The following is a 14,974-nucleotide window of genomic DNA, read 5'->3' as shown; positions in this document are numbered from 1 at the left end:
GCGGACGCATGGTCACAACGGGTGGTTCGCACCCTCTCGGGCGACCGGTCGGCGCACGACTCTTCCCACAGACGTTTCTGCAGTGCACTATGCACAAATGATCGTGCAATTGGGGCATGGTCACCCGGGCTCACCACCCGGTTCCTGGAGGAGAGACATGACAGCTCGTAGATCTCCGCGAGGACGGTGGCGCTACCTCGCGACCGTGCCCGCACTTGCCTTGGCTGCAACCGGCCTGACCCTGGGGTCGGGTTCCGTGGCAGCCGTTCCCACGACCGGCTCGTCAGGGGCCGGCACCGAGACGGCCCCGTCCGAGGGCTACATCAACTACGTCGCGCCTCGTATGGAGTCCGCGTTCTCCGCCGACAAGGTCGCCAAGGTCAACGGCAAGGCTGCCCCGAAGGTCAAGCCCGAGGTGCAGCAGCAGTCGCTGGCCAAGGCCGCGCAGGTCGACAAGAAGCACTCCAGGGGCAACCCGGTGGCGGCGCGCCAGCTCGCCAAGCTCGAGGCCGAGGCCATCAGGACCGGCAAGAGCCCGAAGGAGATCAAGGCCAACCGGTTCAAGCAGGCCAAGACGACGCAGGAGGCCAAGCTCCTCACGATCCTCGTCGAGTTCAACGAGTCGGCCCAGGACGACTTCAGCGATGTCATGGTGCCCGACGGCTTCGGCTCGGACACCTGCGTCGCGGGCAACGTCCAGAACGGCCCGACGCACAACAACATCCCGAACCCCGCTGACAGCGAGCTCAAGGACAACAACTCGATGTGGGTCGAGGACTTCTCCTCCGAGCACTTCAACACGATGCTCTACACGAAGACCGGCATCACCGAGCGGGTCCGCCCCGACCTCACCGGTCCCGACGGCAAGCCCGGCGTCGACATCTCCGGCTACACGATGAAGAACATGTACGAGGAGATGTCCAAGGGCGCCTACACCGTGAGCGGTGCGGCCACCCCGTGGATCACGGTCCCGCACTCCGAGGGCTACTACGGAGCCACGACCTGCCACAAGGACGACAAGGGCGTGTGGGTCTACGACGCCATCCAGGACATGCAGGGTCACCCCGACAACCCGCTCGGGCCGGGCCAGCTGCCCATCGACGCGGTCAAGGCCCTGTCCGACGCGCAGCCCAGCTTCCCGTGGTCCGACTACGACCTCGAGGACCAGGGCGACCGCGACGGCGACGGCAACGTCCTCGAGCCCGATGGCGTCATCGACCACGTCGTGCTCGTCCACGCCGGTGAGGACAAGTCCGGCGGCGGCGGCGCCGAGGGCCCGTACGCCATCTGGGCGCACTCCTCGGCCGTGGCCGGCGGGGCACCCGTGCCCGGGACCGACCTGCGGCTGTCGAACTACATCGTCCAGCCCGAGGACTCGGGCGTCGGCGTGTTCGCCCACGAGTACGGCCACGACCTCGGCCTGCCGGACCTCTACGACACCGCCTCCGGTGGTGAGTCCGACGTCGACTTCTGGGACCTCATGAGCTCCGGCTCGCACTCGGGCCCGATCTTCCAGTCGATGCCCACGCACATGGGCCTCTGGGACAAGTGGGTTCTCGGCTGGGCCGACCCGGTCGTCGTCAACCCCGGTGACGACCCCAGGGCGGTCAAGGTGGGCCAGACCAGCCGGACCCCCAAGGGCTCGGCCGACGGCGTGAAGATCAACCTCCCCACCAAGCGAGTGGCCCTGGCCGTGCCGCACAGCGGGACGAACATGTGGTACTCCAGCGCCGACCAGGCATGGGCCAAGAACACCTTGACCCGTGACCTGGCCGTCCCGGCCGGAGCCACCGACGCCCGGTTCTGGACGTGGAACAACGCCCACATCGAGGAGGACTGGGACTTCGGCTTCCTCGAGGTCTCGACCGACGGCGGCTCCACGTGGACCGAGCTCAAGCAGTACGACGAGGCGGGCAAGGAGGTCACGACTCCCGACGGCTACGCCGACCCCAACGGTCGCATGAAGGACTACGGCAACAAGAAGTACGGCCTCACCGGTGCGACCGACGGCTGGGAGCACTACTACGCCAACCTCACTGCGTATGCCGGCCAGAACATCAAGGTCCGTCTGCTCTACGCCACCGATGCGGGCTTCGAGGACACGGGCTGGTTCGTCGACGACCTGGCCCTGACCAACGGCTCCGCCACCGTCTGGAGCGACGACGCCGAGACCAACAACGGCTGGACCGCGACCGTCGGGACATGGACCGACACGACCGGTGCCGGCTGGGTCATCGACCCGGGTGCGCACGACTACGCGCAGTACTACCTGGTCGAGTGGCGCAACTTCGACGGTTTCGACAAGGGCCTTCAGTACGCCTACGACACGTCGTACCAGAAGCTCGGCGCCGAGGGTGCGTGGAAGGTGGACAAGATCAAGTACAACGCTCCCGGTGCGCTCGTCTGGTACCGGGACACGTCCTACGGCAACGCCAACCACGTGCTGAACAACGAAGCGGACCTGCCGAGCTACGGCGCCAAGGGTGGGCTGCTCATCGTCGACAGCCACTTCAACCCGCTCCAGCGAACGGGTGCAGCGGCCGACTTCGACCCGACGACGCTCAACGTCATGCCCTCGCGGGCACAGTCGTCGAACGCCGCGTTCGGCCTGAACAGCACGTACCCCTTCACGGAGTGTGTCAGTGACGCCGCGTACAAGGAGTACTGCACCAATGTCGCGGCCCTCGGCGCGGTGAGCACCTTCACCGACGACAAGGGTTGGGTGCCCGGCTTCGCCCTGCGCGAGTCCGACGGTGCGCTGTTCTTCCGTGACCGCGACGCCTCCACGGTCGTCCCGTCGGTGGGCAACGCGCAGTACTCCACGCCCCTGTACGACCTGGCCGGCAACCGCCTCCCGGCGTACGACGGGCTCGACGTCGGGCTCGGCCCGTTCGGGTCGGGCAACCCCGCCGACGATGGCGTGGGCTTCGGGACCGTGGTGAACGTCGCCAAGGCGTTCGCCGGCAACCAGGCCGCCCTCATCAAGATCACCCCGCCCAGCGCGGAGTAGTCAGGGCAGCAGCACGGGCATCGGGCCCGCACCCCAGCCGGGGTGCGGGCCCGACGCCGTTCGCCCCCACCTCGCCCGTGCCCTGCCCGGCTCCCCGCCCACACCTCGGTGGCGCCGGTAACGTCGAACGGGGCGCACGGCATACCCCGTCGTGGGGGAGCGGGGCCGGCGGAAAAGGCGACGATTCAACGACCTTCGGGATCGCACAGATGGGTATGGACACCCAGACGGGACGGGCCCGGGCAGCCGGTAACATGCCGTCCGGGCACGCGCGTGAGTTCTTGACACGTCAGGGGGAGCGCTGGTGCCTGAGCACCCATGGGGGGTGGCGCATCGTCGGGGACCGCAGTGGGATTCCGGTTGAGGCGAGAGGGTCTGCCCCCACCGCGACGAGAGGACCCCTGACCCATGACGGTCACCCATGACCAGGCCGCGTGGTTCACCACGACCTTCGAGGCGATGGTGAGCAACGTCGACAAGGCCGTGCTCGGCAAGGAGCACGTCATCCGGCTGGCCCTCACGTGCATGCTCTCCGAGGGGCACCTCCTCCTCGAGGACTTCCCCGGCACGGGCAAGACGCAGCTGGCCCGCGCGCTGTCGAGCACGGTGCACGGCACCAACAGCCGCATCCAGTTCACGCCCGACCTGCTGCCCAGTGACGTCACCGGCGTGACGATCTACGACCCCAACAGCAAGAAGTTCGAGTTCCACCAGGGTCCGATCTTCGCGACCATCGTCCTCGCGGACGAGATCAACCGCGCCTCGCCCAAGACCCAGTCCGCCCTCCTCGAGGTCATGGAGGAGGCCAAGGTGACGGTCGACGGCGTGCGGCACGAGGTCGGCGAGCCGTTCATGGTCATCGCCACCCAGAACCCCATCGAGCAGGCCGGCACCTACCGGCTCCCCGAGGCCCAGCTCGATCGCTTCCTCATGAAGACGACGCTCGGCTACCCCGACCACGACGCCACGGTCCGCGTCCTGCGCGACGCCAAGACCCGCGACCGCACCAAGGCCCTCGAGCCCGTCGTCACCTCGCAGGTCATCCTCGACATGGCCGAGCTCGCCGACGAGGTCCACGTCGACGACGCGATCCTCGACTACGTCTCGCGCCTGGCCGAGGAGACCCGTCGCCACGTGAGCGTCCGGCTCGGCCTGTCGGTGCGTGGCTGCCTCGCGTTCGTCCGCTGCGCCAAGACGTGGGCCATCGGCCAGGGCCGCACCCACGTCATCCCCGACGACATCAAGCTGCTCGCCCAGCCGGTGCTCAACCACCGTCTGCTCGTGACGGCCGAGGCCCAGTTCGCCGGCATCACGGTCAACCAGGTGATCGACCAGATCCTCGGCGAGGTCGCGCCGCCGACCGAGCGCGTCGCCTGACGATGTCCGACCCGGTGGAGCCCGACGAGGCGACGGTGAGGCGGTCCGACCTGAGCGGGCCCTCCTCGCCGACCCCGGCGAGCCCACCCGCGCCCGCCACCGCGCCCGCGCCGGCCACGGCGCCGCGGCAGCGCGCGGGCGGCGGCCGCAGCCCGAGCCCCGCACCCCTCCCCGACGAGGCCGAGGCGACCGTCTCCCGCTCCTCGCTCAAGGTCCGCCCGGCCCAGGACCAGCCCAGCCGGCGCCGGTCCTCCGGGGCCACCGCGACGGGCGTCTCCCGCTGGCGCTCGCTGCTGGGCCTGCGGCAGACCGAGGACGACACCCAGGCGGTCCGGCGCCACGACCGCCGGCCCGCCACGTCGAGCGGTCGGTCCACGCGGCGTCGCCCCGAGCTCCCGACGATCACGCTGCCGCGGGTGCAGATCCCCTCGGCGATCACCCAGACCGGTGCCCGCCTGCTCGACCTCACCGGCGACCGGATCAAGCCGCTGGCCGAGCGCTCGGCACCGGTGTGGCGGCCGGTCGCGCGCACCCTCGGCTGGGTCTCGCCGCTCGGCTGGACCGTCCTGGCTCTCGGACTCGTCGCCTGGGTCCTCGCGAGCCGCTACGAGTGGACCGAGCTGGCGATGATCGCCGTCGCGTGCCTCGTCCTCTTCCTCGCCTGCGTCGCACTCGCGATCGGGCACGCCAAGGTCGAGATCCGCACCGATGTCGACCCCACCCGGGTCATCGTCGGCGACCCCGCCACCGGGCGCATCGAGGTCCGCAACCTCTCCGGGCGCGGCATGCTCCCGCTCCTCGTCGAGCTCCCGGTGGGCCGGTCCGCGGCGCGCTTCACGTTGCCCTCGCTCGGGTCGGGCAAGTCCCACGAGGAGCTCTTCGTCGTCCCGACCGAGCGGCGAGGCGTCATCCAGGTCGGCCCGGCGACCACCGTGCACGGCGACCCGCTCGGCCTCGTCCGCCGCACGATGGAGTGGACCGAGCAGACCGAGCTCTTCGTCCACCCGATGACGACGTCGCTCGAGCCCCTCGGCGCCGGGCTCCTGCGCGACCTCGAGGGTCAGGTCACCCCGGACCTCTCGATGTCCGACCTCGCCTTCCACGCGCTGCGCGAGTACCAGCCGGGCGACGACCGTCGCTACATCCACTGGCGCTCGACAGCGAAGCACGGACGCCTTCTCGTCCGACAGTTCCTCGACACCCGGCGCTCCCACCTCGCCGTCGTCGTCGACACCACGCCCGAGGTCTACACCGGCGAGGACGCCGCGGTCGAGCTCGCCATCTCGTGCGCCGCCTCGCTCGCCGTCCGCTCGATCCTCGACGAGCAGGACACGACGGTCGTGTGCCACGACCAGCAGATCTCCCGGGCCACGGCGCCGCTCACCCTCGACACCTTTGCCCGGGCCTCCGTCGGTCCGGTCGACATCTTCGGCTCGGCCGGCGACGGTGCCGCCCTCGCGCCCGACGCGAGCGTCGCCATCCTCGTCACCGGGTCCCACCGCCCGTTCATCCAGGTGCAGCGCGCCCTCGCCCAGTTCGAGGTCGAGGTCATCAAGGTCGCCCTCGTCATCGACCCGGACGCGCAGGTCGGCGTCCGGCACGCCGGCGGCCTGACAATCCTCACCGTCCGCGAGCTCGCCGACCTGCGCCGCGTCCTCTTCAGCGGAGCCTTGGCATGATCACCCCACGAAGCTCCTTCCACGCGGAGCGTGGGACCCGCGCCGCTGCGCTCCCCCAGATACTTCGCGGGGACCCCGAATGAGCGTCGACGCCACCGCGAGCCGCCGTTCCCGGGCCCAGGACCGGGCCGGGGGCCAGCCGTCCTCGGGCCCCTCCCTCCTCGGTATGCCGTCCCGCGAGGCCCTCGTCGACCTCGCCTTCGCCCTCGTGCTCGTCGCGATCGCCCTTGTCGGCTTCCGGACCGGCTTCATCGGCTGGGAGTGGATCCTCGCGGCGACCGTCGGCGTCGTCCTCGGCATCCTCGTCACCCAGGTCGCGCTGACGAGGGCGTGGCCGCTGCTCGCCACCGTGCTGGCCCTCGTGGCGGTCCACTTCGTCCTCGGGGGTCCGGTCGCCGTCCGCGGTGACCTCATCGCCGGGTTCGTCCCCAGCCTCCAGACCCTGACCGACCTCGCCGTCACTCCGGTGACGGGGTGGAAGGAATGGCTCACGCTGCTTCCCCCGGTCGACGCCCGCGGTCCGCTGGTGGCGCTGCCGTGGCTCACCGGACTCTTCGGCTCGGCCGCGACCTACGGTGTCGCACGTCGGTTCGGCAGCGTCGGCGGGGCGGCCGTCGCACCCGTGGTCCTGCTCGTCGGCAGCATCGCGCTCGGCACCCAGCAGCCTGCTGCCAAGCTCGTCCAGGGCGTCCTCTTCGCCCTCGTGCTCATCCTCTGGCTCGTCGTGCGGGCCGCCCGCACCCGGGCCGCCCTGCAGAACGGTGCCGGGCGCCAGGCGCGCGCCGTCACTGGGATCGCCCTCATCGCCGTCGCTGCCCTCGCCGGGACCTTCCTCGGCCAGTTCCTCCCCGGGACCGACGAGACCTCGGCTCGCGCGGTCGTGCGCGACCGGCTCACCCCGCCCTACGACGTCGCCCAGTTCACGTCCCCCCTCTCCGGCTTCCGTCGCTACACCGAGCCGAACTGGGCCGAGCTCTACGACGCCGAGATCCTGCGCGTCAGCGGACTGCCCGAGGGCACCCCGCTGCGCTTCGCCACCCTCGACAACTACGACGGGCTGGTGTGGGGCGCCGCCGACCGGGCCATGGACGGCACGCCGTTCCAGCAGGTCGGCTCGCGGATCGCCCCGCGCGTCACCGGCGACAAGGTCACCGCGCGCGTCACCGTGCCCGAGGGTGGCTACGAAGGCGCCTGGCTCCCCGTCGCCGGCTCGGCCACCGGTGTGCGCTTCGACGGTGCCCGCGGGGACGACCTCGCCGAGGCGCTGTGGCTCAACACGGCCACCGAGACCGCGGTCGTGCCCGCCCTCGTCCGGCCGGGCGACACCTACTCCTTCGACGCCGTGCTCACCAGGAGCTGGTCGACGACGCTGCCCAAGGAGCTGCCGGTCGAGAGCGGGGGCCAGGTCGCTGAGGACACGAGCTTCCTCGACGCCAGGCTCGACGCGTGGAGCGGTCAGGCCGGCAGCCCCTGGGAGAAGTTCGTCGCCGTCGCGCAGACGATGAGCTCGGACGGCGCCTACACCGACGGCGGCACGGCCAACTCCTACGAGAAGGTCTACCTCCCGGGCCACGGCCTCAGCCGGCTGAGCCGATTCGTCGGCTCCACCCAGCTCGCCGGCAACGACGAGCAGTACGCCTCCACGCTGGCCCTCGCCGGCAACCGGCTCGGCATCCCGACCCGCGTCGTCATGGGCGCCATCCCCGAGGGCGGGGGCGTCGTCAAGGGGAAGGACGTGCACGCCTGGGTCGAGGTCAAGGTCGACAACGGCACCTGGCACGCACTCCTCCCCTCGACCTTCCTGCCCGACCGCAACAAGAAGCCGAACGAGCAGCAGCTCAAGTCCGAGGAGCAGAAGGTCGGCGCCCAGGTGCCGCCACCTGCGGGCGTCAACCCGCCGTCCGTCCTCCAGGGCCCGGACCAGGCGCAGAACGCCACGGACATCAAGAAGAAGAAGCGCAACCCGCTCGACTTCGGCGCCTGGCCGCTGTGGCTCAAGGTCCTCGTCGCCGGACTCCTGCTGCCGATCCTCCTCGCGCTCGGTGCCTACGGCCTCATCCGCTGGCTCAAGGCGAGGCGGCGCCGTCGGCACGCCACGAGCGGGCCGACGACGTCCCGAGCGGCGTGGGTCTGGCGTGACCTCGTCAGTGACGCCCGCAGCCTGGGGGTCGCCGTGCCCCGCGGCGCGACCCGTCTCGAGCAGGCCCGGGCCTTCCCGGAGGCGGTGAGCGCCGAGCCGATCGCCGTCGGCGCCAACGCCGCCGTCTTCGGCCCGGGCGAGCCCGGCCCCGAGGTCGCCACGACCCTCCTCGACGAGGCCGACGCCGTCCGCAGGGAGCTGCGTGGCTCGGTCAGCCGGTGGCGCCGGCTGCGCTCCGACGTGAGCATCCGGCCCCTTCTCGAACGTGACCGGCGCCCGCACCCGACCCAGCGCCGGCTCCCGGCGCTGCCGTCGCTGCGCCGCACGCGCGGCGCCGAGGGATCCGCGTGAAGCCGGTGCGCCGCACCCGGTCGACACCTGGGAGCCGGTCGCTCCGTCACGGCCGGAGCCGGGCCCGCATCGCCTCGACGACTGTGGTCGTTCTCGCCGCGTCGATGCTCGGCTACGCCGCGGTGACCTCACAGGGAGCGACCGTGCACGAGGCCGACGTCGGCGACGGCGGGGTGTGGATCACCTCCGACGTCCAGGCGAAGTTCGGGAGGCTCAACAAGGCCGTCTCACAGCTCGACGCCGGTGTCGCGTCGGACGCCGCCCCCGGGTCGGGGATCGACATCCTCCAGGACGGCAGCGCCGTCGTGGCGTGGTCCAAGGGCACCTCCCAGCTCCAGCCGATCGACGTGCGCACCGCACAGTTCCGTGAGGAGACTGCCGCGGCCCCGGGCGCGCCCACCCGCGAGCCGGGCCGCGTCGCGCCGACCTTGGTCGACCTGCGGGGCGGCACGCTTGCCGCCGTCGACCCGCGGTCGGGCAAGGTGTGGGGCCAGCGGGTCGACGCCCGGGAGGGCGTCGAGAGCCTCAGCGGGCTCGGTGCCGCGACCAAGCCGCTCGCGACCGTCGGCGGTGACGCCGTCCTCGCGGTGGGTGAGGACGGCGCGATCCACGTCGCGTCCGGGGCGAAGGGGACCGTGACGACGATCCGGCCCGGCGGCCGGTCCTTCGCCAAGCCCGTCACCGAGACCAGCGGTGCCAAGAGCGACCGGCTCCAGGTCACCGCCCTCGGGTCGACGTGGGCGGTCTACGACCCGCAGCGCGACGCGCTCCACAGCAGTGGTCGCACCGAGGGTGTGGCGGCCGGCTTCGCCGCGCGCGAGGGCGAGGCCGCGTATGCCGCGCTGCAGCTCCCGGGAGCCTCGGCCGACGTGGTCGCCGTCGCCGGTGGCAACGCCCTGCGCATGGTCCGCCTCGACGGTGGGGCCCCGAGCGGCGGCATCGAGGTCGCCGAGCGGATCAACCGCAGCGGCGCCGTCCCGCTGCCGGCCCGCCCCGTCGTCCTGCGTGGCTGCGTCCACGGCGCTTGGTCCGAGGTCGGCAAGGTCTTCTACGCGGCCAACTGCGGGCGCGAGGACCCGGTGCCGACCGCGACGATCGACAACATCAGCGAGACCCCGCTGCGTGACGGGGTCGCCTTCCGGGTCAACCGCGGCGTCATCGTCCTCAACGACCTCGACAACGGCTCGGCCTGGGACATCCAGCGCGACAAGCAGAAGATCGACAACTGGGACGCGCTCATCCCGCCGCCGCAGCGCGACGAGGACAGCAAGAAGAAGGACAAAAACCTGGTTGACGACGCCGTCGCCCAGCAGCCGCCGACCGCCAAGCCCGACAACCTCACGGTGCGGGCCGGCCGCACGAGCAAGCTCCACGTCCTCGACAACGACACCGACGCCGCCGGCTCGGTGCTGGCGATCGACCCGCGCGACGTCAGTGCCGTCACCGACCCCGACGTCCGGGCCTCGGTGTCCGCCGACGGCCAGAGCATCGACGTCACCGTCCCCGCCGGCAGCGAGGTCCCGTTCCAGTTCACCTACCTCGTCGGCAACGGCAAGGTCAAGGCCAAGTCGCGGGCGGCGGTCAAGGTGAGCATCGCCCCCGACGCCGTCAACAACGCGCCGTTCCTGCGCGAGGGACAGGCGAAGCTGGCCAGGACGGCATACCCGGTCCTGGCCGGCAAGCGGCTCGCGGTCCCGGTCGTCGCCGACTGGCGCGACCCCGAGTCCGACCCCGTCCTCGCGACGGTCGAGGGCGAGCGCCTCAGCATCGACGGCCAGGGGCGCCTCGCCTACCTCGCACCGCCGGAGCCGGGCAAGGCCCGGATCGAGTACGTCGCCGACGACGGGCGCGGCGGCCGCACCAAGGGTGCGGTCCCCGTCGAGGTCATCGCGCTCACCGAGACCCGCGCCCGTCCGCCGGTGACCCAGCCCGACGTCATCCGTGGCGTCGTCGGCAAGTCCCTCCAGATCGAGCCGCTCGGCAACGACATCGCCGGTGCCGACCCCAGCGACCCCGACGACCGCCTGCACCTCGCGGGCGAGGTCCGCGCCACGGGCGCACTCACCGTCGACACCAACCTCGACACCGGTGTGGTCACCGTGACGCCCTCGGCCGCTGGGACCTTCGAGCTCTCGTATGCCGCCCAGGTCGGTGGTGGTGTCGCTCCCGGTCGGATCCGGGTCGACGTCATCGAGGCCGCGGACCCCGACGCACCACCGGTCGCCGTGGGCGACACCGCCACCCTGCGCGACCAGTCGCCGACCCTCGTCGACCCGCTGGCCAACGACTACAGCCCGCGGGCCGACGTGCTCGTCACCCAGGGCGCGTCCGCGGCGACGAGCGAGGACTCGTGGCTCCAGGCCTCGATCTACCAGGGCCGCTGGATCCGGGTCGTCGCCCTCGAGCCAGCCGGGTCGGCCGCCGACTCGACCCGACGCGGGACGATCCGCTACTCCGTGAGCGACGGCTCGAAGCGTGCCACGGGCGAGGTCACCGTGACCCAGAAGCCGACGCTCGACCTCAACCCGGTGGTCGAGGACGACAGGGCGGTCGTCCGCGAGGGCGACGCCGTGGCCGTCCCGGTCCTCGACAACGACACGATGGCCGACGGCATCCCACTGCGGATCGACCCCAACAGCGTCAAGGTCCTCGGTCGGGGCGTGAAGCAGAACGCGTTCGCGTCGGGCAACGTCGTGCGGTTCGTGCCCTGGGCGAGCCGTCTCACGGCCGAGCAGCTCGTGACGGTCGAGTACGCCGCCTACCCGGAGGGGATGCCGGAGCGGGCTCAGACCGGTCGCATCAGCATCCGGGTCACCCCGCTGCCGAGCACCGCCCGCCCCAACCAGGTCCCGGTCGCCCGCAGCTTCTCGTCCTCGGTGACGGCTGGGGACCCGCTGACGATCACGGTGCCCACCACCGGCGTCGACCCCGAGGGAGACACCGTCGGCGTCACCGGTGTGGTCGGCACCAACGGTGGGCCGGTCACGCTCACCCACGGCCGCGTCGTCTCCACCGGACCCTCGACGATCCGCTACGAGTCGTTCCCGACGGCCTCGGGGACCGAGGTCATCAACTACGAGGTCGTCGACCGCTTCGGTGGTGTGAGCCGGGCCTTCGTCCGGGTCGGTGTCGTCGCCCCCGGCGACCCGCAGCCGCCCGTCGCCATCGACGACACGGTCACGGCCGCGCCCGGCAAGACCGTCACCGTGCCCGTCACGGCCAACGACCTCATCGCCCGCGGCGACTCTGTCGAGGTCGAGCACGAGGAGCTCAACCCCGCCTCGGAGCGGTCGCAGTGGAGCGTCGACCTCGACGAGGAGAGCGTGACGACCAAGGCCCCGGCCGAGGGGGCTCCGGTGCACGACTTCACCTACGGCATCGGCAACGGCCTGTTCGACCCGTCCCGCGCCAGCCTGCTCGTGCGCGGGCAGGAGGACTGGGTCAACCCGCCGACCGCCACCGACGACGTCGCCAAGCCCCGGGGCGGCGAGGCGGCGACGACGGTCGACGTCCTCCTCAACGACACCGACATCGACTCCGACCCGGCGACGCTCAAGGTCGTCGACGTCCTCACCCCACACGCCCGGATCACGGCCAACAGGGTCAGCGTCGACATCCTGACCCACCCGCACACCGTGCCCTACGTCATCGAGGACGAGGACGGCGCGCGCGCGATGGCCGTCGTGCACGTCCCACGCGGCGCCGGCGGCACCCCGTTCGTCGTCGAGGGCGCGCTCATCGAGATGGACGAGGACGCGACGAGGACCGTCGCGCTGGCCGACTACGTGAGGTCACCCCAGGGCAGGACCCTCGGGATCACCTCGGCGAGCACGGTCTCGACCGCGCCGCGCGACAAGCTGGCGATGACCGTCGACGGCGGCGGCAACCTCACGCTCACCTCCTCCGGTGGCTACGTCGGGCCCGCGTCGGTGATGTTCGAGGTCACCGACCAGATGAGTGACGACCAGAAGGACGTCCACACGGCATACGTCTCGGTCCCGGTCCAGATCGGGCCCAAGGTGCCGCTGCTGCGCTGCCCCGCCTCCGCCGTCACCGTCCTGGCCGGCGGTCTGCCCCGAGCACTCGACCTGCCGACCCTGTGCCGGGCCTGGCTGCCGGTCGGACTCACCATGGACGACGTCGCCTTCACGTCGGAGTGGGAGCGTGAGCCCTCCGACGTCCGGCTCGAGCGCAGCGGCGCCGGCGAGCGCGTCGTCACGCTGAGCGCGGGCCCCGGCGCCCGGTCGGGCAGGGGAGTGCTCACGGTCGGCACCCGCGGCTCCGACGTCACCGGCCAGGTCAACGTCACCGTCGTCGGGGACCCGAACCAGCAGCAGGCCGGTCTGGGCGACCCGCTCGCCAACATGCCGCCGCCGCGGCTGCGCCCGATCTCGGTCAACGGGCTCCAGGAGGGTGAGAGCCAGCAGGTCGACCTCCGCTCCTACCTCGACTCGCCTCTGCAGGACGCCAGGTGCTCCGTCGACGCGGCGACGGTGACGAGTGGCACCGGCCTCACCGTCTCGCGCAGCGGGTGCACCATCACCGTGGCCGCCGGACCCCGACCGAGCCCGACGGGCCGCATCTCGATCAGCGTGTCCGACGCTCCGGGGCGCTCCGCCAACGGCGCCGTGAGCGTGACCATGCTCGGCCGTCCCGACCCGCCGACCGCCGTCGCCGCCCAGGCCGACCGCGACGCGGGCGGTCGCGCGCGGGTGAGCTGGTCGGCTCCCTCCTACGACGGTGGCGCCCCGATCCGCACCTACACCGCGAAGTGGACCGGCGGCTCCACGGGCAGCCAGCCCTGCACGGCCTCGCCGTGCACCATCGACGGGCTCACCAACGGCAAGGACTACTTCTTCACCGTCACCGCGACCAACACCGTCGGCGAGAGCGACCCGGGCGGCCCGAGCAACGCCGCCCGTCCGGACACCAAGCCCAGCCCGGTCACCGCGGTGTCGATGGCGAGCCGTGGCGACGGGTCGCTGACGATGACGTGGTCGCCGCCCGAGAACAAGGGCTCGCCCGTCTCCAAGTACCTCGTGCGGCTCGTGCCCACGAGCGGCGGCACGCCCCGCACGGCCGAGGTGCCGGCTCCGGCGTCGTCGACCGTGACGACGACGGTCACCGGCCTCGACAACATGAGCGAGTACGCCGTGGCCGCCCAGGCCTACAACGAGGCCGGGCCCGGGCCGTTCGGCCCCGACACGATGATGCAGTCGGCCGGGACCCCACCGGCGCCGACCGGCTTCCGGGCCACCGCCGACGGGCCCGGCGCCAACAAGGACCTGGCGGCGATCACGCTCACCTGGAACACGACGAGCCCCAACGGTCCGCCGCTCAAGCACTACACCGTCAAGCGCCGCGTCAACGGTGGCGCGTGGTCGGAGCTCAAGACGGTGCCGGCCTCGTCGACCCAGACCAGCGACCAGGTCGTCTACGACGGCCGCCGCTACGACTACGTCGTCACCGCGACGAACGGCGCCGACCTCACCTCGCCCGACAGTGCCGTGCAGTCGTTCACGTCGATCGGCATGCCCTCGACGCCATCGGTGAGCGCCCAGGAGAACGGCAACGACAAGCGCGTCCGGCTCACCGTCAGCCTCGGGCAGCCGCGTGCCGCTGGCTTCGCCTCCGTGGCCTGGACTTCGTCGGACGGCGAGAACGGGTCGTTCTCCTGTGGCACCTGCCCCTCGGGTGGTCAGGTCTCCTTCCTCACCTCGGCCCTCGGCACCAGCCCGAAGACCTTCACCGTGCGCACGAGCAACGGCACCAGCAGCTCGCAGCAGTCGGGCAGCAGCAACCAGGTGCAGCCCTTCGGACCGACCCCCCGGCCCGACCCGAACGGCGGCTCGACCTCGGGGCAGTCCGTCACGTGGAACTGGACCCTGCCCACCGACGGCCGGCCGATCACCCGGGTCCGGGTCACCGGCGACGCGTCCTACGACGGCAGCCCGATCACCTCGATCTCCGCCCGGGGCAACTTCGCCCAGAACCTCACGATCAGCATCCGGGCCTACTCCGAGGGCGGCGAGTCCCCGGCGCTCGACATGACCCGTCGCACCGACGACCCGCCGGCCCCGGAGATCTACAACGTCCGACAGGGCCCGATGTACACCGACCCCAACGGTGTGGGGACGTGCCGGGTCGCGCCCGGGTGCCCGCAGGTGAGGTTCGACTTCAGGGACTTCACGACGGGCGCCGCGAGCTACGAGTGCCAGTCCGCGGGCGCGGGCAACGTCGGCCCCTACAGCTGGAACGTCACCTCGGCCAGCGGCACGGTGACGGCGTGGTGCATCTTCGGACGCGGTGTGGGCCCGGTCAGGATCGTCGCGTGGAAGGACGGCAGGACGATCGCCTCGGACTGGTATCCATGGCCGAACTACTAGTGCGCACCCACCTGAGGAGGGGAGTTCTCCC

General features: G+C 71.7%; 5 protein-coding genes. All 5 read left to right on the top strand.

Going from position 1 to position 14,974, the window contains the following annotated elements; translation table 11 throughout:
* The first annotated feature begins 256 nt into the window (after positions 1-256).
* The 5 genes from LL946_RS07125 (at position 257) to LL946_RS07105 (ending at position 14,943) form a co-directional block, all read left to right on the top strand.
* Entirely contained in the window at positions 257-3,010 is a 2,754-nt protein-coding gene (locus LL946_RS07125; RefSeq protein ID WP_404386216.1) for an immune inhibitor A domain-containing protein, read from the top strand.
* A 408-nt stretch (positions 3,011-3,418) separates the two neighbouring features.
* On the top strand, positions 3,419-4,387 hold the full coding sequence (locus LL946_RS07120) for an AAA family ATPase (RefSeq protein WP_404386214.1): 969 nt from the start codon (positions 3,419-3,421) through the stop codon (positions 4,385-4,387).
* Between the two features lie 35 nt (positions 4,388-4,422).
* Positions 4,423-6,066 (top strand): DUF58 domain-containing protein, encoded by a 1,644-nt coding sequence (locus LL946_RS07115; RefSeq protein WP_404386212.1) that lies wholly within the window; start codon positions 4,423-4,425, stop codon positions 6,064-6,066.
* A gap of 79 nt (positions 6,067-6,145) precedes the next feature.
* Complete coding sequence (locus tag LL946_RS07110) at positions 6,146-8,557, top strand: transglutaminase domain-containing protein (RefSeq protein ID WP_404386210.1); 2,412 nt, start codon at positions 6,146-6,148, stop codon at positions 8,555-8,557.
* A complete protein-coding gene (locus LL946_RS07105; protein ID WP_404386208.1) occupies positions 8,554-14,943 on the top strand; it encodes an Ig-like domain-containing protein in 6,390 nt (2,129 codons plus the stop codon). The genes LL946_RS07110 and LL946_RS07105 overlap by 4 nt, the downstream gene beginning before the upstream one ends.
* Positions 14,944-14,974 lie beyond the last annotated feature (31 nt).

Origin of the sequence: Knoellia locipacati, assembly GCF_044791685.1 — a bacterium.
GTDB classification, from domain to species: domain Bacteria; phylum Actinomycetota; class Actinomycetes; order Actinomycetales; family Dermatophilaceae; genus Knoellia; species Knoellia locipacati_A.
The sequence above is the reverse complement of the archived record's forward strand: the minus strand, read 5'-3'. Positions and strand labels throughout refer to the sequence as shown.

Coding starts and splice junctions, on each gene's coding strand:
- LL946_RS07110 (WP_404386210.1), top strand. CDS start 6,146: ATGAGCGTCGACGCCACCGCGAGCCGCCGTTCCCGGGCCCAGGACCGG.
- LL946_RS07120 (WP_404386214.1), top strand. CDS start 3,419: ATGACGGTCACCCATGACCAGGCCGCGTGGTTCACCACGACCTTCGAG.